This is a genomic window from Isoptericola haloaureus (assembly GCF_036689775.1).
Classification (GTDB): Bacteria; Actinomycetota; Actinomycetes; order Actinomycetales; family Cellulomonadaceae; genus Isoptericola; species Isoptericola haloaureus.
In genome coordinates, this window is sequence record NZ_JBAGLP010000107.1 from 58,457 (window position 1) to 81,279 (window position 22,823).

The window sequence follows — 22,823 nt, forward strand, 5'->3', positions numbered from 1 at the left end:
GCTGCGGGGGTGCGCATCCTGGTGGTGGAGGACGAGGCGGTGCTGTCGCGGGCCCTGCGCCGGGGCCTGCAGGCGGAGGGATTCGCGGTCGACGTGGCCGCCGACGGCGAGACCGGCCTGGAGGCCGCGCTCGAGGGCGACCACGACGTCGTCGTCCTGGACCTCATGCTTCCCGGGCGGTCCGGCCTGGAGGTCCTGCGCGAGATGAGGCGCGCGGAGATCTGGACGCCGGTCCTCGTGCTCAGCGCCAAGGACTCCGACGACGACGTCACCCGCGGCCTGGACGTCGGCGCCGACGACTACCTGGCCAAGCCGTTCGCGTTCTCCGTCCTGGTCGCCCGGCTGCGGGCGCTGCTGCGCCGCGGCGCCCCGCCGCGCCCGGCCGTGCTGGAGGCCGGGCGCCTGACCCTCGACCCGGCCACCCGCGAGGTGCGCCAGGACGGCGCGCTCGTCGAGCTCACCACCCGCGAGACGGCGCTGCTCGAGCACCTCATGCGCCGACCCGGCGAGGTGCTGACCAAGGTCGAGCTGCGCGACCACGTGTGGGACGCCGCCGGCGACGACCTCAACGTCGTCGAGGTCTACGTCGGGTACCTGCGCCGCAAGCTCGGCAAGGGCGCGATCGAGACGGTGCGCGGCGCCGGCTACCGGGTGGTCGGGCGGTGACCGACGACCGGACCGCGCCCCGGGGCCTGTCGCTGCGGCTGCGGCTCACCCTGGTCGCCGCCGGGCTGACCGGCGCCGCCCTCGTGCTCGGTGCGTTCGCGCTGACCTCGGTGGTCTCGCAGAGCAGGATCGCGGCCACCGACGACGTGCTGCGCGGCACGGCCGAGCAGGTGACCGCGCTCGTTGCCGAGGACCGCCTGCCCCGGGTGCTCGCCGCCGACGAGCCCGGGCAGATCGTGCAGCTCGTCGACGCCGCGGGCCGCGTCGTGGCGTCCTCGCCCAACGCGAGCCGGACCCTGCCCGTGCTGGCCCCCGCGAACCTCGTCTCGACGACCGACGGCGCCGCGACCCGCCAGGACTCGGCCTACGGGTCCGGGCCGGCCCGCGTACTCGTCGACACCCTGCCCACCGGCGAACGCGTCGTCACCGCGCTCCCCCTGGCCACCGTCGAGGGGGTGCTCACGGCACTGCGGCTGTCCCTCGGCGTCGTCGTCCCGCTGCTGACCCTCGCGCTGGGGCTGGTGACGTGGGTGCTGCTCGGGCGCGCGCTGCGGCCCGTCGAGGAGCTGCGCGCCGCCGCGGACCGGGTCAGCGGCGTCGGCGGCCCCGGGACGCTGCCGGTGCCCCGCGCCCGTGAGCTGGCCGCGCTGGCGCAGACCCTCAACGCGATGCTCGACCGGCTGGACACCGCGGCGCGGCGCCAGACCGACTTCGTGGCCGACGCCGCCCACGAGCTGCGCTCCCCCGTCGCCGCACTGCGCACCAGCATCGAGGTCGCCGCCGCGCACCCCGAGGCCTACGAGACGGGCGAGCTGATGCCCGACCTCCAGCACGAGGTGGTCCGCCTGCAGGCGCTCGCCGACGACCTCCTCGTCCTGGCCCGGGTCGGCGCCTCCCCGCCGGAGGTGCGCGACGTCGACCTGCGCGACGTCGTCCGCCACGCCGCGGGCGACGTCGACCTGCACGGCCAGGGGCGCGCCGTCGTCGACCCGTCCGCCGTCGAGCGGGTCGTGCGCAACCTCGTCGAGAACGCCCGCCGTTTCGCCCGCGACCGGGTCGAGGTCGAGGTGCGCGACGGCGTCGTGACGGTCGACGACGACGGGCCCGGCATCCCGGCGGCGGACCGCGAGCGCGTGTTCGACCGGTTCACGCGGCTCGGGTCCGCGCGGGAGCGGGACGGCGGCGGGACCGGGCTGGGCCTGGCCATCGCGCGGGAGATCGCGCGCGAGCACGGGGGCGAGGTGACGCTGGACGACGGTCCGCTCGGCGGCCTGCGGGCCACGGTGACGCTGCCGATCAGCGGTGCGTCAGCTCCAGCCGGTAGCCGCGCTTCACGACCGTCTTGATCAGGTCCTTGCGTCCGGTGGCCTCGCGCAGCCGGGCGATCGCGACCTCCACCGCGTGCCCGTCGCGGGACACCCCCGGCAGCACCTCGAGCACCTGGTCGCGGGTGATCACGTGCCCGCCGGCCGCGGCGAGCAGCCGGAGCACCTCGACGCCGGTCGGCGACAGCGGCAGCACCTGGCCGTCCAGGACCGCGACACGGGCCCGGATGACCAGCGGGCCGGCGACCGTGCCCAGCGCGACGGAGTCGATGTGCTCGTAGTGCCCGACGAGCGTGCGCACCAGCGCCCCGAGGCGGCCGCGCTCGGGCTCCAGCGACGTCACGCCGCGTGCCGCCAGCGGGCGGGACGTCACCGGGCCGACGGAGGCGGCGACCATCTCGCCGGTGGTGAAGCGGGAGACCACCTCGTCCAGCACGCCGGCGTTCTCCACGGACTCCATCCACGCCTCGGCGCCGGGGGCGGAGGTGAAGACGACGGCGTCGATCTCTCCGTCGGCGGCGGCCTGCACCGAGGACGCGACGGCGTCCGGGTCGGGTGCCGGACCCCAGCGGTACACGATCAGCGGGGAGACGCGCGCCCCGGACTTGGCGAACACCTCGTCCAGGCCGTCCGCCCCGGCGCCGTGGTGCTGGATCGCGACGTGCTGGCCGGTGACGCCCTCGCTGAGCAGCACCTCGGCCACCTCGGCCGACGTCTCGGACTCCGCCACCCAGTCGGTGGCCAGCCCGGCGGCCTGCACGGCGCCGCGCGCCTTGGGACCGCGGGCCACGATGCGGGCCTCGCCGAGGACGCGCAGCAGGTCGTCGGCCAGCCCGTGGGCGTCGGCCGCCTCGATCCACGCCCGGAAGCCGACCCCGGTGGTGGCCACGACGACGTCGGGCGGGTCGTCCACGAGGGCCGCGGTCGCCGCGATGAGCGCGTCGTCGTCCACGTGCGGGACCATGCTCAGCGCGGGGGCGTGGCGGATCGTCGCGCCCCGGCGTTCCAGGGCGGCGGCCAGCTCGCCGGAGCGGCGGTCGGCGGTGACGAGCACGGTGCACCCGGCCATGACCTGGCCGAGGGCCGGTCGGGTCGCGGTCTCAGCCACGCGCGTCCCCCACGACGGGGTCTCCGGGCTCGCCACCGGTCGTCTCCTCCAACAGTCCTCGTGCCGCCACGTCACCGATCACGATCACGGCGGGCGCCCGGACCCCGACCTCCTCGGCCCGCTTGGCCGCCAGGTCCAGCCCCGTCCGGGTGACCCGCTGGTCAGGTGTCGAGCCTCGCTCCACGATCGCCACGGGGATGTCCGGGTCCGCCCCGGCGTCGAGCAGCCTGGTCACGATCGCCGGCAGCGAGGACACTCCCATGAGAACTACCAGCGTAGCCGTCCGGTCCGTGACGCAGGACACGGCGGTGTCGTCGAGCTGCTGCTCCCCCGCGCGGGTGTGCGCGGTGACGACGTGGAACGCCGTCGTCGTCCCCCGGTGGGTCAGCGGGATCCCGGCGAGCGCCGGGACGGCCAGGGCCGAGGACACCCCCGGGACGACGTCGACGTCGACCCCGGCCGCACGGCAGGCCGCATACTCCTCGCCGCCGCGGCCGAACACGAACGGGTCGCCGCCCTTGAGGCGCACCACGCGGCGCCCCCGGCGGGCGTGCTCGACCAGCAGGTCGTTGATCCCGGGCTGCGGCACCTTGTGCTTGCCCGGGGCCTTGCCGACGTCGATCACCTCGACGTCGGGGCCCAGGTCCTCGAGGACCTCCAGCGGGACCAGGCGGTCGTGGACGACGACGTCGGCCCGGACGATCGCCCGCCAGGCCCGGTAGGTGAGCAGGTCGGCCGAGCCGGGGCCGGCCCCGACGAGCGTGACGTGTCCGGCGTGCGCGGCCATCTCAGGTCGCCCGCACGTGCACGACGCCGTCGCGCACCTCGGTCGGGAAGGACTCCAGGTGCTCGCCGAGCCCGGCCTTCGGCTCCTTGCCGCCGGTGTCGAGGCACTCGCCGGTGCGCAGCGCGAAGACCTGCTTGTAGACCGGCGAGGCCACGGTCGGCTCGCCGCCGCGCGTGCCGACGATGCCGCGGGACATGACGTTCGCGGCGGCGTACGGGTCGAGCTGCTGGACGGCGTGGACGGAGTCGTCCAGCAGCCGGAACACAGCGACCTGCACCGGCGAGCCGTCGGCACGCTCCAGCAGGGCGGCGGCACCCCGCTCGGGCGCCAGGTCGGTGAGCCGGCACACGGCCGTCCAGGTCGGCGCGGCGGTGTCGATCGCGGTCATGGTGGCCTCCGGGTCGGTCGGAAGGTCGGTGGACGGGTCGGTCGGGGTGTCGGCGACGGCGAAGGGGGTCACGCACGGACCTCCAGCGTGGGACCGGTCACCAGGACCGGACCGGAGAGCGCGGGGTCGACGGCACCGGCGGCGATCTCCTCGGGCGTGGCCGGGCGCTTCTGGCCCCGCTCGGCGACGTAGGCCAGGTCCGGGTCCGGCGTCGTCGGCGCGTTGACGAAGGAGCCGAAGCGGGCCAGCTTGTCCGGGTCCTCCAGCACGGCCTTCCACTCGTCCTCGTAGGCGCCGACGTGCTGGGCCATCGCGGCGTCGAGGTCGTCGGCGATGCCGAGGGAGTCCTCCAGGACGACCTCGCGGATCGCCTCGAGCCCGCCCTCGTACTCCTCCACCCACGGGGCCGTGCGCTGCAGGCGGTCCGCGGTGCGGATGTAGAGCATGAGGAACCGGTCGATGGTGCGCAGCAGCGTCGCGGAGTCCAGGTCCTCGGCCAGGAGCTGGGCGTGCTTCGGCGTCTGGCCGCCGTTGCCGGCGACGTAGAGGTTCCAGCCCTTGTCGGTGGCGATGACGCCGACGTCCTTGCCGCGGGCCTCCGCGCACTCGCGGGCGCAGCCGGAGACACCGAGCTTGAGCTTGTGGGGGCTGCGCAGACCGCGGTAGCGCAGCTCGAGCTCGACGGCCATGCCGACCGAGTCCTGCACGCCGTACCGGCACCACGTCGACCCGACGCACGACTTCACCGTGCGCAGCGACTTGCCGTAGGCGTGGCCGGACTCGAAGCCCGCGTCGACGAGCCGCTTCCAGATCTCCGGGAGCTGCTCGACGCGGGCCCCGAACATGTCGATGCGCTGCCCGCCGGTGATCTTCGTGTACAGCCCGAAGTCCTGGGCGACCTGGCCGATGACGATGAGGCCTTCGGGGGTGATCTCGCCGCCCGGCACACGGGGCACCACGGAGTAGGTGCCGTCCTTCTGCATGTTGGCGAGCATGTGGTCGTTGGTGTCCTGCAGGGCGCTCTGCTCGCCGGACAGGATGTGCCCGTTGCCCTGGCTGGCCAGGATCGAGGCGACCACCGGCTTGCAGATGTCGCAGCCGCGGCCCGCGCTGCTCGCGCCCTCGGGGACGGTGCCGAAGCGCTCGATGATGTCGCTGAAGGAGTGCAGGTCGGCCACGCGCACGGCGTCGAAGAGCTGGGCGCGCGTCATCGCGAAGTGCTCGCACAGCGCGGTCGACACCTCGATGCCGGCGCGCTCCATCTCGGTCTCGGTGATCTTCTTGACCAACGGCAGGCAGGCGCCGCAGGTGGTGCCGGCCTTGGTGCAGCTCTTGACGTCGCCGACGGACGTGCAGTCGTGGTCGGTCACCGCCCCGCGGATCGTGCCGGCCGAGACGTTGTTGCACGAGCAGACGTTCGCGTCGTCGGGCAGCTCGATGTCCGGGGCGGCGCCGGCACCCTCGGGCAGCAGGAACGCCGCCGGGTCCCCGGGCAGCTGCGCACCGAGCATCGGGCGCAGCGAGGCGTACGGCGTGGCGTCGCCGACGAACACGCCGCCGAGCAGCGTCGTGGCGTCGTCCGAGAGCACGAGCTTCTTGTAGACGCCGGCGGTCGGGTCGGCCCAGACCACCTCGACGCAGTTCTCGGTGCGGCCGTGGGCGTCGCCGAAGGAGGCGACGTCGACGCCGGAGAGCTTGAGCTTGGTGGCGGTGTCGGCGCCGGGGAACTCGGCCCCGCCGCCGAGCAGGCGGTCCACGACGACCTCCGCCATCGTGTTGCCGGGCGCGACCAGCCCGAGGCACCGGCCCTCGATGCAGGCGACCTCGCCGATGGCCCAGACGTTCGGGTCCTCGGTGCGGCAGGTCAGGTCGACCACGGCGCCGCCGCGCTCGCCGACCGGCAGCCCCGCGGCCCGTGCGAGCTCGTCCCGGGGACGCACGCCCGTGGCCACCACGACGACGTCGACGTCGAGGCGCCCGCCGTCGTTGAAGTCCAGGTGCCCGACGTCGCCGGTGCGGTGGTGGGGAGCCATCTGCTTCGTGGCCGTCTCGGGACGGACCGCGATGCCCTTGTCGTTGATGAGGCGCTTGAGCGCCTGCCCGCCGCCGAGGTCGCACTGCACGCCCATGAGGTGGGTGCCGAACTCGATGACGGTGGCCTGGGCGCCGAGCGCCTTGAGCGCGCCGGCGGCCTCCAGCCCGAGCAGGCCGCCGCCGATGACGGCGCCGCGCACCGGCTTCTCGACGACGCCGCCGCGCGTCTCGACGCGGCCCGCCTCGCGCTTGGACTCGACCCAGCCGCGCAGGGCGGCCACGTCGTCGATGGTGCGGTAGACGAAGACGCCGGGCAGGTCGTTGCCGGGGATCGGCGGCATCGCCGCGTTCGACCCGGTGGCCAGCACGAGCTCGTCGTAGGGGTGCACGCGGCCGAGCTGGTCGGTGACCGTCCGGTTCTCCCGGTCGATCGACGCGACGAGGCAGCCGCTGTGCAGCTCCACCAGAGGGTCGTCCCACAGCGCCGGGTCGCCCAGGGTGAGCTCCTCAGGGTCGCTGACCTCGAAGTAGCGGGTCAGCCCGACGCGGTCGTAGGGCTTGCGCGGCTCGTCGGCGAAGACGCTGATGCGCCACGCGCCGTCGGTGTCGCGCGAACGCAGCGCCTCGACGAAGCGCTGTGCGACGGGGCCGCCGCCGACGACGACGACGTGCCGGGTGCTGCGGGGAGTGGGCTCGCTGCTCATGTCGTCGACAGTAGGGAGCCACCGTGACCGGACCGTCAGGGAGGGGTTACCTGATGCGAACATCTTGCTCACGCCGTCCCGGGCCCGCGTGAGAGAAGCCGGACGCATCCTGCCGAGGTAGGCAACCCTCCGCCGAGGTAGGCAACGTTCCGCCGAAGTAGGCAACCTCGGGACGAGGTAGGCAACGCTCCCGCCGAACGGCTGCCCATCTGACGTGCAGCTCGCCTACCTCGGCTCAGAGCTGCCTACCTGACGGGGAACTTGCCTACCTCGGTCCACGGTCGCCTACCTCGGCGGGCGCGGGCGGGCAGACGTCCGGGGCGCCCGACGGCGAGGGGTCCGTCGGGCGCCCCGGGGCTCAGGGGCAGGCTCACACCGTGGCGAGCCCGGCCGGTTCGGGCTCCGCGTCGGCCTCCGAGGCCTGCTCAGCCCCGGACGGGTCGCCGCCGCGGGTCGACCCGAGCCAGTCCGCGAGGCCGCACACCGCCTCGGTGCAGCTGCCGCACCCGGTGGTCGCGCGGGTGGCGGCGGCGATGTCGTCCGCGCTCCGGGCGCCGTCGTCCCAGCACGCCGTGATGTCGTGCTTGGAGACGCCGTTGCAGCGGCACACCATCGCATCGTCGGGCATGTGCTCCGGCGAGGTGGCGGGCTCCGCGCTCGGCATCACCGGTGTCAGGAGCAGGAACGCCGGGTCCACGGGAACGGGGGTGCGACGCGTGTAGGCCGCGGTCAGGTCGGCCGCGACCCGGGCGTCACCCACGCAGGTCGCGCCCACCAGCAGCCCGTCGGCCACGACGGCCTCGACGAACCGCCCGCCGGCGGGGTCCGCGAGCCGGACGGCCCGCTCCCCGGGGCGCGTCGCGCGGCCCGTGCCGGCCGCGCCCATCGAGACCACGCTCAGCGGGCCGGCCTTGACCTTCACGACGTCGGTGCCCCGGGTGTCGACGCCCTCGTCGGTGGCCGCCCGCGTGGCGAGCAGCGTGCCGAGCCGCACCGCCATCGAGGGCCGCTCCCCCTCGTGGGGGAAGCGCAGGTGCTCGCGCGGCCGGTCCACCGCCCGCCGGGAGGCGTCCTCGCGGGCCGCCACGAGGGAGGCCAGGTGGTCGGCGAGACGACGCGCGTGGTCCCAGCCCTCGGCGACCAGACCCCGCGACCCCTGCGGCGGCTGGGCGCAGTCGCCGATCGCGAAGACGCGCCGGTCGGCCGGGCTGGCCAGGTCGTGCCCGACGACGACACCCCGGTCGGTGGGCAGACCGGCGTCGGCCGCGATCCCGGTCTCCGGCACGGTGCCGGTGGTCAGCACGACGAGCCCGGCGGCCAGCACCTCCCCGTCACCCCCGTCGCCGGTGTCGACGCGCACGCCGACCGCGCGGCCTCCGGCGACCAGCACCTCGCTGGGCCGCACCCCGGACCGGACCGTCACGCCGTGCGACTCGAGTCCCGCGGCCAGCACCGCGCCGGCCTCGGTGTCGAGCTGGCGGTTCATCGGCGCCGTCCCGGTGTCGACCAGCGTGACCGCGAGCCCGCGGGCGGCCAGCCCGTAGGCGGACTCCACCCCGAGCACGCCGCCGCCGACGACGACCGCGCGCGAGCTGTTGACGCTGCCCGCCACGATGTCCCGGGCGTCGTCGAGGGTGCGCAGGGCGTGCACCCCGCCCGGCAGGTACGGGGCGCCGTCGTCGTCCCGCAGACCCGGCAGCGGCAGGATGCGGGCTCGCGACCCGGTGGCCAGCACGAGGTGGTCGTACGGGTGCACGGCGCCCGCGTCGTCGGTGACGGTCCGCCGGACGCGGTCGACCGACGACGCCGCGACGCCGCGCAGCACCGTGACGTGGTCACCGCCGACCTCGGGCATGGAGATCGCGGCCACGTCGGTGCGGCCCGCGACGACGTCGCTGAGCAGCACCCGGTTGTACGGCTCGTACGGCTCGGCGCCGAGCACCGTGATGTCGAAGGCGCCCGCGCTGCGGCGCACCAGCTCGTCGACCAACCGGGAACCGACCATGCCGTTCCCGACGACGACGATCTTCGTCGGCACGTGGAGCGTCATACCGGCACCTCCTGGGTGTCGTGGTCGTCCTGCGTGGACGCGGTGGCGGGCCCGGCAGGGCTCACCTGGACCGCGCACACCTTGAACTCGGGCATGGAGCTGATCGGGTCGACGGCGTCGCTGGTGATCCGGTTGACGCCGCCGAGGCCGCCCCAGTGGAACGGCATGAACACGACCTCGGGCCGCACGGCGTCGGTCCAGCGGGCGACCGCCTCGACCATGCCGCGGGTCGAGGTCAGCCGGACCCGGTCGCCGTCGGCGACACCGACGCGCAGGCCGAGCTGCGGGTGCAGCTCGACGTACGGCTCGGGGACCAGCCGGTCGAGGTCGGGCACCCGGCGCGTCTGGGCGCCGGACTGGTAGTGCTGCAGGACACGGCCGGTGACCAGGTAGGTCGGGGCGTCGCCGCGCACGTCGTCGGCCGGGCCGCCGTGGTCGACCGGCACCATGCGGGCCCGGCCGTCCGGGGTGCCGAAGGTGTCCAGGAACATCCGGGGCGTCCCGGGGTGCTCGCCGCGGGCCGGTGATCCGGCATGCCCGTCGCCCGAGGCGTCGGCGGGCGCGTCGGCCGGGGCCGGGCAGGGCCAGTACAGCCCGGAGCCGCCGCCGTCCTCGTGAGCGTCCAGCCGGGCGTGCGAGAGCCCGGAGTAGTCCGCCGGCCCCCCGGCGGAGGCCCGTGCGAGCTCGTCGAAGACGTCGGCCGGGTCCGTGCCGAAGTGCACGCCCGAGCCGAGCCGTCGGGCCAGCTCGGCCAGCAGCCACAGCTCCGAGCGCGCCTGGCCCGGCGCGTCCACGGCCTGTCGCCGCCGGATGACCCGCCCCTCCAGGGACGTCATCGTGCCCTCCTCCTCGGCCCACTGCGTCACCGGGAGGACGACGTCGGCGATCCGGGCGGTCTCGGAGGGGACGAAGTCGCACACCACCAGCAGGTCCAGCGCCTCCAGGCGCTCACGGACCCGGTCGGCGTTGGGCGCCGAGACCAGCACGTTCGAGCCGTGCACGAAGAGCGCCTGCGGCCCGCCGGGTGTGGCCAGGGAGTTCAGCAGCGCCACGGCGGGCTTGCCCGGCCCCGGGATGGTGTCGGGGTCGACGCCCCAGACGGAGGCGACGTGGGCGCGGGCGGCCGGGTCGTCGATCTTGCGGTAGCCGGGCAGCTGGTCCGACTTCTGACCGTGCTCGCGACCGCCCTGGCCGTTGCCCTGGCCCGTCAGGCACCCGTAGCCGGAACCCTCGCGACCGACCAGGCCGAGCGCGAGGGAGAGGTTGATCGCCGCGGTCACCGTCGCGGTGCCCTGGGCCGACTGCTCGACCCCGCGACCGGTGAGCACGTACGCGCCGCGACCGCCGCGCGCCGGAGAGGCGGCCGCCAGGCGCCGGGCCAGCCGGCGCAGATCCTCGGCCGGGACGCCGCACACGGTCTCGGCGCGCTCCGGCCACCAGGCCGAGACGGACCGCACGACGTCGTCGTACCCGGCGGTCCGCTCGGTCAGGTAGGCGGTGTCGACGAGCTTCTCGGCGATCACGACGTGCAGCAGGGCCAGCAGCACGACGAGGTCGGTCCCGGGGACGGGCTGGACGTGCACGCCCTGGCCGTCCTCGGTGAGGCGGGCGGTGGCCGAGCGCCGCGGGTCGACGATGACGAGGCCCGCGGCACCGCGAGCGCCGGCCAGGTGCTGGACGAACGGCGGCATGGTCTCGGCGGGGTTCGACCCGAGCAGCAGGATCGCCTCGGCCCCGCCGAGGTCCGTCAGCGGGAACGGCAGGCCGCGGTCGACGCCGAAGGCGCGGTTGCCCGCGGCCGCCGCGGACGACATGCAGAACCGGCCGTTGTAGTCGATGTTCGGCGTGCGCAGCACCGTGCGCGCGAACTTGCCCAGCGCGTAGGCCTTCTCGTTGGTGAGCCCGCCGCCGCCGAAGATCGCGACGCCCTCGGGTCCGTGCTCGGCCTGGATCGCGCGGACCCGGGCGGTGATCAGCTCGAGCGCCTCGTCCCAGGTCGCCGGGGCGAGCTCGCCGTCGGCGCCGCGCACGAGCGGGGTCGTGATCCGGTCCGGGACGTCCAGCACCGCGGCGGCGGTCCAGCCCTTCTGGCACAGCCGTCCCGCGTTGGTGGGGAAGTCGCGCGGGTTCACGGTCACGGGCAGGGGCTCACGCCCGCCGGGGGCCGGCGTCGACGACGCCGTTCCCTCGACGGGCGTGAGCTCCATGCCGCACTGCAGGGCGCAGTAGGGGCAGTGCGTCTTGTGCGGGCCCGTGGACGCCGGCACGATCGAGCTGCTCATACCCGAGCAGCCCCCATCTGGCTGCTGCGGCGACCGTAGACGGCCCAGGTGAGCAGAGCCATGACCACGTAGACCCCGATGATCGCCCACAGGGCCGGCACCAGGGAGCCGGTGGCGGTGTCCGACATCGCGAACCCGCGCGGGATGAGGAACCCGCCGAAGGCACCGACGGCACCGGCGATGCCGATACAGCCCGCCGCCGCCTTCGCCGTCGCGGCCCCGCCGCCGGCGACGTCGGCGATCCGGAAGGTGGCCGGGATCATGCGGTAGACCGACCCATTGCCGACGCCGGTGGCGACGAACAGCAGCATGAAGGAGCCGAAGAACAGCCCGAAGGAGCCGCTGCCGAGCGCCTGGATGGCGCCGAAGGCACCGACGATCATCACCACGAAGCTCGCCACGGTGATCACGGCGCCACCGGTGCGGTCGGCGATCCAACCGCCGAGCGGGCGGGTGACCGAGCCGATCAGGGCGCCCATGAACGCCAGGGACAGGGTGACCTCGGGGAACTCCCGGTCGAGCAGGGTCGGGAAGGCGCCGGCGAACCCGACGAAGCTGCCGAACGTGCCGATGTAGATGAAGGAGATCAGCCAGGTGTGCTTCTCCCGGGCGGCGACGCCGAAGGAGCGCGGGTCGGCCTTGGCGGTGGACAGGTTGTCCATGAAGCGCCAGGCCAGGAGCACGGCCAGCAGGATGAAGGGGATGAACACCCACCCCGCCCGCGGCAGGGAGACACCGGCCGCGGTGACGATGACCACCGGCACGACGAACTGCACGGCGGCGGTGCCGATGTTGCCGCCGGCGGCGTTCCAGCCGAGCGCGGCACCCTTCTCCTTCTCGGGGAAGAAGAACGAGATGTTCGCCATCGACGAGGCGAAGTTGCCGCCACCGAAGCCTGCGAGCGCCGCGATGGCCAGCAGCACGCCGAACGAGGTCTCGGGCCGCTGGACGACCCACACCAGCGACAAGGTGGGGATCAGCAGCAGGGCCGCGGAGATCATCGTCCAGTTGCGCCCGCCGAAGACCGGCACGGCCAGCGTGTAGGGCACACGCAGCGAGGCGCCGACGAGGGCCGGCAGGCCCACGAGCCAGAACATCTGGTCGGTGGTCAGGGCGAACCCGGCGTCGGGGAGCTGCGGGACGACGATGGACCAGATCGCCCAGACGCAGAACCCGAGGAACTCCGCGAAGATCGAGATCCACAGGTTGCGACGGGCGATGGTCCGGCCGCCGTTACGCCAGAAGACCGGGTCCTCGGGGTCCCAGTGGTCGATCCACCGTCCGGAGCGGTGGACCGGGCGCGCGGGCGCCTCGGCAGTGTCGGTGCCCGGGCCGGTGGGCACCGGCTCGGTCTCGGTGGTGCCACTCGTCGGAGCAACCATCGACGTTCTCCCATCCGTGGTCGTCACCCGGCGTCGCCGGGCGGGGGTCTCGATCCCCGGCGGGTGCCGGGTACCGGACCGGCTCAGCGTCGGGCCGGTACGACGACAGTAGGAAGCGGGTGTTTCACGTCACGGTCACGAGCCGTGAACTTCCCATGAGCCAAAACTCTCACCCGGATCATGGGGGCTGTGAGAAGTTCATCCAGCATCCGGACGACCGGCCGACGGCGGGTCGTCGCGAGTCACGAGGCACGGAGGACCCGGGCGGACGAACCGTCCGAGCATCTCACACCCGACGGCGTCGTGCTGTGAGAACGGTGCTGCATCGCCGACACACGTCGTCCCTAGAGTGATCGGTATGACCAGCGGACCGCGCACCATCGCCGAGCACACCGCGGCGGCGCTCGCGCGCGTGCGGCCGGTGGCCGCCGCGTCCGTGCGGGTCGACGATCCCGCCGTGGTGGGCCTGGTCCTCGCCGCGGACGTCGTCGCCGCGGCGCCCGTACCGGCCTTCGACCATGCGGCGATGGACGGGTACGCGGTGCGGTCCGCCGACCTGCCCGACGACGGCTCGTCGGTGACGCTGGAGGTCCGGGGCGACCGGCGACCCGGCGTCCCCTCCCCCGCATCCGCCGCAGATGCTGTGGGCATGAAATCTGCAGCTCCCGCCCCGCCCGGAGCTGCAGATTTCATACCCACAACGTCCGACGGCGGAGCAGCCGACGGCGGAGCAGCCGACGGCGGAGCAGCCGACGGCGGAGCAGCCGACGGCGGAGCCGTCCGGATCATGACCGGAGCACCCGTGCCCGACGGGTTCGACGCCGTCGTCCCGGTCGAACGGACCTCCACGAGCCGCTTCGTGGCCGGGGGTCCGACGACGGAGCGCACCGTGACCCTGTGCCGACAGGCCCGCGACCACGTCCGTCGCGCGGGCACGGACCTGCGCCGAGGCGACCAGATCGCCCGCGCCGGGGACGTCGTCGGCCCGGGTCTCGTCGCCATCGCGGCCGCCGCCGGGCTCGTCGAGCTGCCGGTGCGCCGTCGTCCCCGGGTCGCCGTGCTGTCCACGGGCTCCGAGCTCGCCCCGCTCGGGACCACCGAGGCCGGCACGATCGCCGACTCCAACTCCCTCATGCTCGCCGCGCTCGTGCGCGCCGCCGGCGCCGACGTCGTGCGCATCGGCGCGGTCCCGGACGACGCGGACGCCCTGCGCGCCGCCCTCGACCACGTCGTGGGCGTGAAAACTGCAGGTCCGGACCGCCACGATCCTGCAGATCTCATGCCCACAACGGGAGGGGTGGACCTGATCGTCACCTCCGGCGGGGTGTCCGCCGGGGCGAGCGACGTCGTGCGCGAGCTGCTCGCCTCCGGATCGGCGGCCGACGTCGACGTCGCCACCGTCGCCATGCGGCCCGGCAAGCCGCAGGCCCTGGCCTCCTGGCGCGGGGCTCCCTGGATCGCCGTCCCCGGCAACCCCGTCAGCGCCTTCGTCTCGACCGTGCTGTACGCCCTGCCCGCGGTGCGACGCCTCGCCGGCCGCCCGGACCGACCCGCCGCGACCGTCCGCGCCGCCACCGGATGGTCCAGCCCGCCCGGCAAGGAGCAGGTGGTCCCCGTGGTCACCCGGCCCGACGGCGTCACCCCGGCCGGTCGCGGCGGCCACCAGCTCTCCTCGCTCGCCCACGCCGACGCGCTCGTGGTCGTGCCCGCCGAGGTCGCCCACGTCGCCCCCGGCGACCCGCTCCCCCACGTCCCGCTCCCGGAGGCTCGATGAGGTACGACGCCGTCGTCCTCGCCGGCGGCCGCGCCACCCGGCTGGGCGGTGCCGCCAAGCCGGAGGTCGTCGTCGGCGGCACCCGCCTGCTCGACCACGTGCTGTCCGCGACGACCGGCGCCGACCGCACCGCCGTCGTCGGCCCGGCCGACCTGCGCTCGCTCACCGAGCGGGACGACGTCGTCGTGACCCGCGAGGACCCGCCCTTCGGCGGCCCGGTCGCCGGGCTGGCCGCCGGGCTGACGGCCCTGCAGCGGCCCGACGCGCCCGAGTGGATCCTCCTGCTCGCCGTGGACGTGCCGGGGGCGGCGGCCGCCGTCGGCCCGCTGGTCGAGACCGCCGACGGGTTCACGAACCTCGACGGCGTGCACCTGGAACACGCCGGGCGTGCCCAGTGGCTGACCGGCCTGTACCGCCGCGCGGCGCTGACCCGCGCGCTCGACGGACTCGACCCGCACGGGGCGTCCGTGCGCCGACTCGTGGCTCGTCTCGACCTCCTCCCGCTGCCCGACGAGACAGGGATGAGCGACGACGTCGATACCTGGGACGATGTGAACAGGCTCTCGGCGCGCCCGGCCCGGAGCCGCATCGAGGAGGAGACCCCCATGACCGACGACGTCCCCACCGTGCTCGCCAGCTGGGTGTCCGCCGTCGAGCGGGACCTGCAGCTGCCCGCCGACAGCATCGACGTCACGGAGGTGCTCGACCTCGCCCGCGACGCCGCCCACCACGTCGCGCGGCCCGCCGCGCCGGTGACGACCTACCTCGTCGGCTACGCCCGCGGGCTCGCCGCCGCGGCAGGCAAGGCCGCACCCGACGACGACACCGCCGAACGCACCGCCCGCCTGGCCCTGGGCTGGCGGCCCGAGACGACCTGAGGACTCCCATGACGCTCGTCGACCTGGGCATCCCCCGCCTGCCGACCTCGTGGCGCGACGCGACGCTGCCCGCCGACCGGCCGGACACCCCGGGTCTGGTGGACACCTTCGGCCGGGTCGCCACCGACCTGCGCGTCTCGCTCACCGACCGGTGCAACCTGCGCTGCACGTACTGCATGCCGGCCGAGGGACTGCCCTCCCTGGCGCGCGAGAAGGTGATGTCCCGCGACGAGATCGCCCGGCTGGTCGGCGTCGCCGTCCGGGACCTCGGCGTGCGCCAGGTCCGGTTCACCGGCGGCGAGCCGCTGCTGCGGGGCGACCTCGCCGAGATCGTCGCCGACGTCGCAGCCCTCGACCCGCGCCCGGAGATCAGCCTGACCACCAACGCGATCGGGCTCGACTCCCGCGCCGAAGGGCTGCGCGCCGCGGGCGTGGACCGCATCAACGTCTCCCTGGACACGCTCGACCCGGACACGTTCGCCCGCCTGGCCCGCCGCCCCTACCTGGAGCGCACGCTGGCCGGCATCGAAGCGGCGGCCCGCGTGTTCGACCTGGTCAAGATCAACGCGGTGCTGGTGCGCGGGGTGAACCTGGACCATGCCGCCGACCTGCTGTCCTGGTGCCTGGAGCGCGGCTTCGAGCTGCGGTTCATCGAGCAGATGCCCCTGGACGCCGACCACGCCTGGGACCGCACGGCGATGGTGACGGCCGCCGAGGTGCGCGGCCTGCTGGGCGAGCGCTTCGACCTCGGCCCCGACGCCGAGCCGCGCGACGGCGCCCCGGCCGAACGGTTCGTCGTCCGCTCCCGCGACACGGGCGAGCGGCTCGGACGGGTCGGCATCATCGCCTCGGTGACCGAGCCGTTCTGCGGCGACTGCCGCCGCACGCGCCTGACCGCCGAGGGCGGCATCCGCGACTGCCTGTTCGCGCACACCGAGACCGACCTGCTCGGTCCGCTGCGCGAGGGCGCCTCCGACGCGGTGCTGGCCGACCGGTGGCGGACCGCGATGTGGGGCAAGCGCGCCGGGCACGGGATGGACGACCCGTCGTTCGTCCAGCCGGACCGCACGATGAGCGCGATCGGGGGCTGAGGTGCTGGAGCTGCGCTACTTCGCGGCGGCCCGGGCGGCGTTGGGCCGTGCCGGGGAGACGATGACGGTGGACGACGGCGCGACGGTCGCCGAAGTCGTCGGCCGGCTGAGCGCGGGGGCGCCCGAGGCGGCGCCGGTGCTGTCCCGCTGCTCGGTGCTGCTGGACGGCCGCCGGGCCGCGCCGGACGACGTCGTGCCCGACGGCGCCACGCTCGACGTGCTGCCGCCGTTCGCCGGCGGCTGACTCCTGCGGCGCGCTGTCGCTCGCCTCACCACGCGAGCGAGCACCCCGAGCGCCGACCCCCGCTGTGGGCGTGAAATCTGCAGGTCTCAGGTGCCTGAGACCTGCAGATTTCACGCCCACAACGCCAGCACGACGTCGGGGCGGTGACGGACGCGGCGGTCAGGCCTGCTGCTTGTGGGCGCGGATGACCTCGGCCGCCTGGCCCAGCACGTCGGACAGGTCGCCGACCACGGCGAAGTCGCAGATCTCGAAGATCGGCGCCTCGGGATCGTTGTTCACCGCGACGATGACCTGCGAGGCCTGCATGCCGCCGCGGTGGTGCGGAGCGCCGGAGACACCAGCGCCGACGTACAGCCGCGGGGCGATCGTCACGCCCGTCTGCCCGATGTAGCGGTCGAACCAGCCTTCGAACACGGCGTCGCGCGTCGCGCCGACGGCACCGCCGACGGCGTCGGCGAACGCCTCGACCGGCCCGAAGTCGCCCTCGGTGCCACGCCCGCCGGCCACCACGACCGCGGCCTCCTCGAGCGTCGGGCGGTCGGAGTCGCGGACCTTCTCGGTCCGGGCGGTGACGGCCGGCAGCACGGCGTCGACCGCGACGGCGAAGCCCTCGACCTCGGTGGCCACCGCGGCCTCGGCCGGCTGCGGGACGACGGCGTTGGCCCGGACGGTCAGCGCGGCCACGTCGGTGGTGACCCGGCTGACGGTGTCCCAGGAGCCGGCGAAGACCCGCTTGGTGCCCACGACGTGCCCGGCGTCGTCCTCGGCCACGCCGGCGGCGTCGATGATGACCCCGGCGTCCAGGGCGTGCCCGGCCAGGGCCACGGCCTCCTTGGCGCCGAAGGTCGAGGGTGCCAGCACGACGTCGGCGTCGGTGAGCCGCACGGCGGCGGTCAGCACGGCGGCGACGACGGCGGACAGGTGCCGGGCGTCCCCGCGCAGGTCGGCGGGAAGCTCGGCCTGGTGGACCGTCTCGACGCCGTAGGCGCCGAGCTGGGCGAGCGCCTCGACGCTCGGTGCCTCCAGCGTGACGGCCTCGACGCGGCCGAGCGTGCGGCCGATCGTCAGCAGCTCCAGGACGCTGGGACGGACCTCGCCCGCGGGGTCGAGGAGGACAAGGACGGTGCGGTTCGTCATCGGTGGGCTCCTTCTCAGACCAGCTCGTGGCGGATGAGGTACTCGGCGAGGGCCTTGCCGCCCTCGCCCTTGTCCTGGACGAGCTCGACCGGCGGCTTCTCCGGGCGCGGCGCGGCCAGCGTGGTCTCGGTCCGGGCGCCGGCCGTGCCGACGGACCCGGGCTCCAGACCCAGGTCGGCCGCCGTCCACTGCTCGATCTCCTTGGAACGAGCCGCCATGATGAGCTTGAAGTTCGGGAACCGCGGCCGGTTGGCGGTGTCGGCCACCGACAGGACGGCCGGCAGCGGCGCGGTGAGCGACTCGGTCGCCTCGTCGGTCTCGCGCGTGGCCTGCAGCGTTCCGTCGGCCACGGCGACCGTCTTGGCGAACGTCACGGACGGCCGGCCCAGCGTCGCGGCCAGCAGCGCCGGCACCACCGAGCCCAGACCGTCCAGGGCCGCCATCCCGGTGATCACCAGGTCGACGGGCCCCTCGGTCTCCAGCCGTCGCACCGCGGCCGCGAGCGCCGCCGTCGTGCCGGAGTAGTCGGACCCGGCGAGCGCGTCGTCCGAGACCCGCACGCCGCGGTCGACCCCCATCTGGAACGCCTTGCGCAACGCCACGTCGCCCTCGGGCGGGGCGACGGTCAGCGCGACGATCTCGCTCGTCCCCTGCTCGGCCTCGTCGAGGGCCTCGACGATCCGCAGCGCGGCTTCCAGGGCGTTCTCGTCGAGCTCGTTGAGGGTCCCCACGGCCGGGTCGCGCTCCACCCGACAGTCCACGAACTTCCGTTCGGCGTTGATGTCCGGCACGTACTTGACGGGAACGACGATGCGCACGAGGAACCCTTCCGACGGTCTCGAGGATCAGGGTCGGGGCGGTGTGGACCGCCCTCGGGCCGAGCCTACTCGTCGCCGTGCACCGCCCCGGCACGTGTCCGCATGGCGCGACGCCGAGGTGACCTTCGGCGCCGCACAGTCCACCATGGGTCCATGGAGGCCGCCCGACCGAAGGTCACCCCGCTGACCCGACCCACCCGCACCCGCAGCCACGTCCCGCCGCTGGGGGTGCGCACCACGCCCGACGGCGGCATCGACGTCGCGGTGCTCGCCTCGCACGCGCACGGGGTGGAGCTGTGCCTGATCGACGTCGTCGCCCCCGAGAAGGACCAGCACGACCCGGAGCGCTACGCCGAGCGGCGCATCGAGCTGGACGGCCCGACCTACGGCGTCTGGCACGGGCACGTGCCCGACGTCGCCCCGGGCCAGCGCTACGGGTTCCGGGTGCACGGCCCGTGGGACCCGGGCGCCGGCATGCGCCACAACCCGGCCAAGCTGATCCTCGACCCGTACGCCCGCGGCATCGAGGGCGACCTGGCGTACGTCCCGGCGACGCTGCGCGGCGGCGCGGACGACGACGGCGGGCCCGACCAGGAGGACTCACTGCCGTTCGTGCCCCACGCTGTGGTGACCGCCGAGCTGCCCGACCTGCCGCGGATGTCCCGGCCACGGGTCCCCTGGGCCGACACCGTGGTCTACGAGGCGCACGTGCGCGGGCTGACGCTGCAGCACCCGGGCGTGCCCGAGGAGCTGCGCGGCACCTACGCCGGGCTGGCGCACCCCGCGGTGATCGAGCACCTGCAGGCGCTCGGCGTGACCACGCTGGAGCTGCTGCCCATCCACGCCTCGACGGCGGAGCCCTGGCTGGCCGGCCGCGGGCTGACGAACTACTGGGGCTACTCCACGATGGGCTTCTTCGCCCCGCACGCCGCCTACGCCACCGCGGCCGCCCGCGAGGCGGGCCCGGCGGCGGTCGTGGACGAGGTGCGCGGCATGGTGCAGCTGCTGCACGAGGCCGGGATCGAGGTGCTGCTGGACGTCGTCTACAACCACACGTGCGAGGGCGGCGACGACGCGCTGCACCTGTCGTGGCGCGGCCTGGACAACACGTTGTACTACCTGCACGACGGCGGCACCCCGGCCCGGCTGGCCGACGTCACCGGCACGGGCAACACCCTGGACTTCCGCCGCACCCGCGTGGTGCAGATGGCCCTGGACTCCTTGCGGTACTGGGCCGAGGTGATCGGCGTGGACGGCTACCGGTTCGACCTCGCCGTCACCCTCGGACGCGACCACGACGGGTACACCCCCGACCACCCGTTCCTGTCCGCGCTGCGCACCGACCCCGTGCTGTCCGGGCTCAAGCTGGTGGCCGAGCCCTGGGACGTCGGACCGGGTGGCTGGCAGACCGGGCGGTTCCCCGCCCCGATGGCGGAGTGGAACGACCGCTTCCGCAACGCCACGCGCTCGTTCTGGCTGGAGTCCGCCCGGGCCGGGTCGCACGGCGCGCCGATGCACGGCCTGCGTGAGCTCACCACCCGGCTGGCCGGGTCGGCGGACCTGTTCGGGCACTCGGACCCGCCGCTGATGCGCGGGCCGGTCGCGTCGGTCAACTACGTCACCGCCCACGACGGCTTCACCCTCGCCGACCTGGTCTCGTTCGACCACAAGCACAACCAGGCCAACGGCGAGGACAACCGTGACGGCACCGACGACAACCGGTCGTGGAACCACGGGATCGAGGGTCACGCCCCGGAGGGCGACGACGCCACCACCGAGCCGTGGTCCGCCGTCGTGCCGCTGCGTCGGCGCTCGCAGCGCAACCTGCTGGCGACGCTGCTGCTGGCCGCCGGCACCCCGATGATCACCGCCGGGGACGAGATGGGCCGCACCCAGGGCGGGAACAACAACGCCTACGCCCAGGACACCGAGATCTCCTGGGTCGACTGGGACCTGGACACGGCGAACTCCGAGCTGCTGGCCACGGCGCGCTACCTGGTCGGCCTGCGCGCCGAGCACGCGGCCCTGCGGGCGGAGTCGTTCTTCCTCGGCTCGCCCCGACCGGGCGAGGAGCACCCCGACCTGCTCTGGTACGACGCCGACGGCGCCCCCATGGACGGCGAGGCGTGGTCCCACGAGGGACGGCGCATCATCCAGATGCTGCGTCCCGGCCCGGGCGAGGACGAGGCCGACGTGCTGTGCGTGCTGCACGGCGGGCTGGAGGACGCCGAGCTCACGCTGCCCGAGACCCTCGACGGGGCAGGACCGTGGCAGCGCGTGTGGAGCTCGACGTGGGACGCCCCCGAGGGGCCCGAGCAGGCGGACGAGGAGGAGGCCCCGGGCACGGCGCTGGTGGAGTCGTTGAGCGTGGAGGTGTTCGTGGCACGGCGCTGACGGGTCTGCCAGACTGCCCGCATGACAGACGCCGACGTCATCGTCATCGGAGCGGGCCTGTCGGGCCTGGTCACCGCGACCGAGATCACGGCGGCCGGGCGCCGCGTGATCCTGCTGGACCAGGAGCCGGAGGCCTCTCTCGGCGGGCAGGCCTGGTGGTCCTTCGGCGGGCTGTTCCTCGTGGACTCCCCCGAGCAGCGCCGGCTCGGCGTGCACGACTCCGCCGAGCTCGCCTGGTCCGACTGGCTCGGGTCCGCGCGGTTCGCCCCCGGCGCCGAGGACGGCGAGGGTCCCGACCGGCACGGGTACGCCTGGGCCAAGCACTTCGTCGAGGCCGCGGCCGGTGACCTGCGCTCCTGGCTGCACGCCAAGGGGGTGCGCTGGTTCCCGCTGGTGCAGTGGGCCGAGCGCGGCGGGTACACCGCCGGCGGTCACGGGAACTCCGTCCCGCGGTTCCACGTCACCTGGGGCACCGGCCCGGCCGTCCTCGCACCGTTCGTCGCCGCGGCGCTGGAGGCGCGGTCGGCCGGGCTGCTCGACCTGCGCTTCCGCCGGCGGGCCGCCGGGCTGGTGGTCACCGACGGCCGCGTCACGGGGGTGCGCACCGAGATCCTGGCCGACGACGGCGCCCTGCGGGGCGAGCCGTCCTCGCGCGAGGTGGTCGGTGGCGAGGAGCTCACCGCCGGGGCGGTGGTGGTGGCCTCCGGCGGCATCGGGGCCAACCACGACCTGGCGCGCGAGCACTGGGACCCGGGGCACGGCGCGCTGCCGGCCCGGATGCTCTCGGGCGTGCCCGACTCGACCGACGGCCTGATGCTCGGCCACGCCGCCCACGCGGGGGCGGCGCTGGTGCACGAGGACCGCATGTGGCACTACCCGGAGGGCATCGCCAACCACTCGCCCGTCTGGACGAACCACGGCATCCGCATCCTGCCCGGGCCGTCCTCGCTGTGGCTGGACGCCGACGGCGGTCGGCTGCCGGCGCCGCTGTTCCCCGGGTTCGACGCCCTCGGAGCGCTGCAGCACGTCACGGGGCGCGGGGACGACCACTCCTGGTTCGTGCTGAACCGGGCGATCATGGAGACCGAGTTCGCGCTGTCCGGCTCCGAGCAGAACCCGGACCTGACCGGCAAGGACGTCCGCCTGCTCGCCCAGCGCGTGCTGCCCGGCGCCGTCGGACCCGTGGCCCGGTTCGCCGCCGAGTCCCCGGAGTTCCTGTGGGCCGACTCCCCCGAGGAGCTCGCGGGCCGGATGAACGCGCTGACCGCGGCGACCCCGGGCTCGGGCGGGCACGTCGACCCGGCGCGGCTCGCCGCCGACGTCCGCGCCCGCGACGCCCAGGTCGCCTCCGGCCTGGGCAAGGATCCGCAGGTGGTGGCCACGCGCGCCGCCCGCGACTTCCGGGTGGACCGGATGATGCGCGTCAGCCCGCCGCGGCCGCTGACGACCCCGAAGGACGGCCCGCTGCTCGCGGTGCGGCTGTCCGTGCTGACCCGCAAGACCCTCGGCGGGCTGTGGTGCGACCCGTCGGGCCGGGTGCTGCGCGCGGACGGGTCCGTGCTGGACGGTCTCTGGGCGGTCGGAGAGGCCGCCGGGTTCGGGGGCGGCGGCATGCACGGCCACCGGACCCTGGAGGGCACGTTCCTGGGAGGGTGCCTGCACACCGGCCGCGTCACCGGTCGGGCGCTGGCCGCGGACCGGTGACGACGGACCACCGGGTGTCCGGGCATGTTGGCGCGCACTCCCCGGCCCGTCTGACTA

Annotated in this window: 17 protein-coding genes; 8 read left to right on the top strand and 9 right to left on the bottom strand. The window is 74.7% G+C overall.

The features are described from left to right. Nucleotides 1–9: 9 nt before the first annotated feature. Together V5O49_RS03505 and V5O49_RS03510 are read left to right on the top strand one after the other, a co-directional pair. Nucleotides 10–666, top strand: a complete 657-nt coding sequence (locus V5O49_RS03505) for a response regulator transcription factor (protein WP_332901021.1) — start codon at nt 10–12, stop codon at nt 664–666. After that, on the top strand, nt 663–2,012 hold the full coding sequence (locus V5O49_RS03510; protein WP_332901022.1) for a sensor histidine kinase: 1,350 nt from the start codon (nt 663–665) through the stop codon (nt 2,010–2,012). The genes V5O49_RS03505 and V5O49_RS03510 overlap by 4 nt, the downstream gene beginning before the upstream one ends. Here the strand turns inward: V5O49_RS03510 and V5O49_RS03515 are convergent. The 7 genes from V5O49_RS03515 to V5O49_RS03545 form a co-directional block, all read right to left on the bottom strand. Further along, complete coding sequence (locus V5O49_RS03515) at nt 1,963–3,060, bottom strand: uroporphyrinogen-III synthase (RefSeq protein ID WP_332901078.1); 1,098 nt, start codon at nt 3,058–3,060, stop codon at nt 1,963–1,965. The two genes, V5O49_RS03510 and V5O49_RS03515, sit on opposite strands and share 50 nt — an antisense overlap. Nucleotides 3,061–3,091: 31 nt before the next feature. Beyond that, the gene (cobA, locus tag V5O49_RS03520; protein WP_332901023.1) at nt 3,092–3,886 is read right to left on the bottom strand and encodes a uroporphyrinogen-III C-methyltransferase; all 795 of its coding nucleotides are present in this window, start codon (nt 3,884–3,886) and stop codon (nt 3,092–3,094) included. A 1-nt stretch (nt 3,887) separates the two neighbouring features. Then, the gene (gene nirD, locus V5O49_RS03525) at nt 3,888–4,274 is read right to left on the bottom strand and encodes a nitrite reductase small subunit NirD (protein ID WP_278237515.1); all 387 of its coding nucleotides are present in this window, start codon (nt 4,272–4,274) and stop codon (nt 3,888–3,890) included. A gap of 68 nt (nt 4,275–4,342) precedes the next feature. Continuing rightward, nucleotides 4,343–7,012, bottom strand: a complete 2,670-nt coding sequence (nirB, locus tag V5O49_RS03530) for a nitrite reductase large subunit NirB (protein ID WP_332901024.1) — start codon at nt 7,010–7,012, stop codon at nt 4,343–4,345. Between the two features lie 370 nt (nt 7,013–7,382). Further along, nucleotides 7,383–9,062, bottom strand: a complete 1,680-nt coding sequence (locus V5O49_RS03535) for an FAD-dependent oxidoreductase (protein WP_332901025.1) — start codon at nt 9,060–9,062, stop codon at nt 7,383–7,385. Further along, nucleotides 9,059–11,344 (bottom strand): molybdopterin oxidoreductase family protein, encoded by a 2,286-nt coding sequence (locus V5O49_RS03540; protein ID WP_332901026.1) that lies wholly within the window; start codon nt 11,342–11,344, stop codon nt 9,059–9,061. Before V5O49_RS03540 ends, V5O49_RS03535 begins: the two co-directional genes overlap by 4 nt. Further along, on the bottom strand, nt 11,341–12,726 hold the full coding sequence (locus V5O49_RS03545) for an MFS transporter (RefSeq protein ID WP_332901027.1): 1,386 nt from the start codon (nt 12,724–12,726) through the stop codon (nt 11,341–11,343). Before V5O49_RS03545 ends, V5O49_RS03540 begins: the two co-directional genes overlap by 4 nt. 358 nt (nt 12,727–13,084) lie before the next feature. Here V5O49_RS03545 and V5O49_RS03550 point away from each other — a divergent pair, with 358 nt between their 5' ends. Genes V5O49_RS03550 through V5O49_RS03565 form a run of 4 tightly spaced genes read left to right on the top strand, consistent with a single transcriptional unit; the run spans nt 13,085 to nt 16,713 of the window. Continuing rightward, entirely contained in the window at nt 13,085–14,500 is a 1,416-nt protein-coding gene (locus tag V5O49_RS03550; RefSeq protein ID WP_332901028.1) for a molybdopterin molybdotransferase MoeA, read from the top strand. Continuing rightward, a complete protein-coding gene (locus V5O49_RS03555; RefSeq protein ID WP_332901029.1) occupies nt 14,497–15,378 on the top strand; it encodes a DUF6457 domain-containing protein in 882 nt (293 codons plus the stop codon). Before V5O49_RS03550 ends, V5O49_RS03555 begins: the two co-directional genes overlap by 4 nt. 8 nt (nt 15,379–15,386) lie before the next feature. Next, nucleotides 15,387–16,469: a GTP 3',8-cyclase MoaA gene (gene moaA, locus V5O49_RS03560; protein ID WP_278235032.1), complete on the top strand. Its 1,083-nt coding sequence runs from the start codon at nt 15,387–15,389 to the stop codon at nt 16,467–16,469. A 1-nt stretch (nt 16,470) separates the two neighbouring features. Beyond that, on the top strand, nt 16,471–16,713 hold the full coding sequence (locus V5O49_RS03565; RefSeq protein WP_332901030.1) for a MoaD/ThiS family protein: 243 nt from the start codon (nt 16,471–16,473) through the stop codon (nt 16,711–16,713). 159 nt (nt 16,714–16,872) lie between these two features. On the opposite strand, the gene V5O49_RS03570 is transcribed toward V5O49_RS03565, so the two are convergent. Together V5O49_RS03570 and V5O49_RS03575 are read right to left on the bottom strand one after the other, a co-directional pair. Then, nucleotides 16,873–17,850, bottom strand: a complete 978-nt coding sequence (locus V5O49_RS03570) for an electron transfer flavoprotein subunit alpha/FixB family protein (RefSeq protein WP_332901031.1) — start codon at nt 17,848–17,850, stop codon at nt 16,873–16,875. Between the two features lie 14 nt (nt 17,851–17,864). Then, nucleotides 17,865–18,668: an electron transfer flavoprotein subunit beta/FixA family protein gene (locus V5O49_RS03575; RefSeq protein ID WP_332901032.1), complete on the bottom strand. Its 804-nt coding sequence runs from the start codon at nt 18,666–18,668 to the stop codon at nt 17,865–17,867. Nucleotides 18,669–18,821: 153 nt separating this feature from the next. Between V5O49_RS03575 and glgX the strand changes: the two genes are divergently transcribed. Together glgX and V5O49_RS03585 are read left to right on the top strand one after the other, a co-directional pair. Then, nucleotides 18,822–21,062, top strand: coding sequence for a glycogen debranching protein GlgX (gene glgX, locus V5O49_RS03580; protein WP_332901033.1), 2,241 nt, complete (start codon nt 18,822–18,824; stop codon nt 21,060–21,062). Nucleotides 21,063–21,083: 21 nt separating this feature from the next. Further along, on the top strand, nt 21,084–22,766 hold the full coding sequence (locus V5O49_RS03585) for an FAD-binding dehydrogenase (protein ID WP_332901034.1): 1,683 nt from the start codon (nt 21,084–21,086) through the stop codon (nt 22,764–22,766). Nucleotides 22,767–22,823 lie beyond the last annotated feature (57 nt).

Bases quoted from the DNA above. Each gene is read 5' to 3' on its own strand.
- V5O49_RS03535 (WP_332901025.1), bottom strand. From the start codon at position 9,062: ATGACGCTCCACGTGCCGACGAAGATCGTCGTCGTCGGGAACGGCATG.
- V5O49_RS03545 (WP_332901027.1), bottom strand. From the start codon at position 12,726: ATGGTTGCTCCGACGAGTGGCACCACCGAGACCGAGCCGGTGCCCACC.
- V5O49_RS03570 (WP_332901031.1), bottom strand. From the start codon at position 17,850: ATGACGAACCGCACCGTCCTTGTCCTCCTCGACCCCGCGGGCGAGGTC.
- cobA (WP_332901023.1), bottom strand. From the start codon at position 3,886: ATGGCCGCGCACGCCGGACACGTCACGCTCGTCGGGGCCGGCCCCGGC.
- V5O49_RS03555 (WP_332901029.1), top strand. From the start codon at position 14,497: ATGAGGTACGACGCCGTCGTCCTCGCCGGCGGCCGCGCCACCCGGCTG.
- moaA (WP_278235032.1), top strand. From the start codon at position 15,387: ATGACGCTCGTCGACCTGGGCATCCCCCGCCTGCCGACCTCGTGGCGC.
- V5O49_RS03515 (WP_332901078.1), bottom strand. From the start codon at position 3,060: ATGGCCGGGTGCACCGTGCTCGTCACCGCCGACCGCCGCTCCGGCGAG.
- V5O49_RS03550 (WP_332901028.1), top strand. From the start codon at position 13,085: ATGACCAGCGGACCGCGCACCATCGCCGAGCACACCGCGGCGGCGCTC.
- V5O49_RS03540 (WP_332901026.1), bottom strand. From the start codon at position 11,344: ATGAGCAGCTCGATCGTGCCGGCGTCCACGGGCCCGCACAAGACGCAC.
- V5O49_RS03585 (WP_332901034.1), top strand. From the start codon at position 21,084: ATGACAGACGCCGACGTCATCGTCATCGGAGCGGGCCTGTCGGGCCTG.
- glgX (WP_332901033.1), top strand. From the start codon at position 18,822: ATGGAGGCCGCCCGACCGAAGGTCACCCCGCTGACCCGACCCACCCGC.
- nirD (WP_278237515.1), bottom strand. From the start codon at position 4,274: ATGACCGCGATCGACACCGCCGCGCCGACCTGGACGGCCGTGTGCCGG.
- nirB (WP_332901024.1), bottom strand. From the start codon at position 7,012: ATGAGCAGCGAGCCCACTCCCCGCAGCACCCGGCACGTCGTCGTCGTC.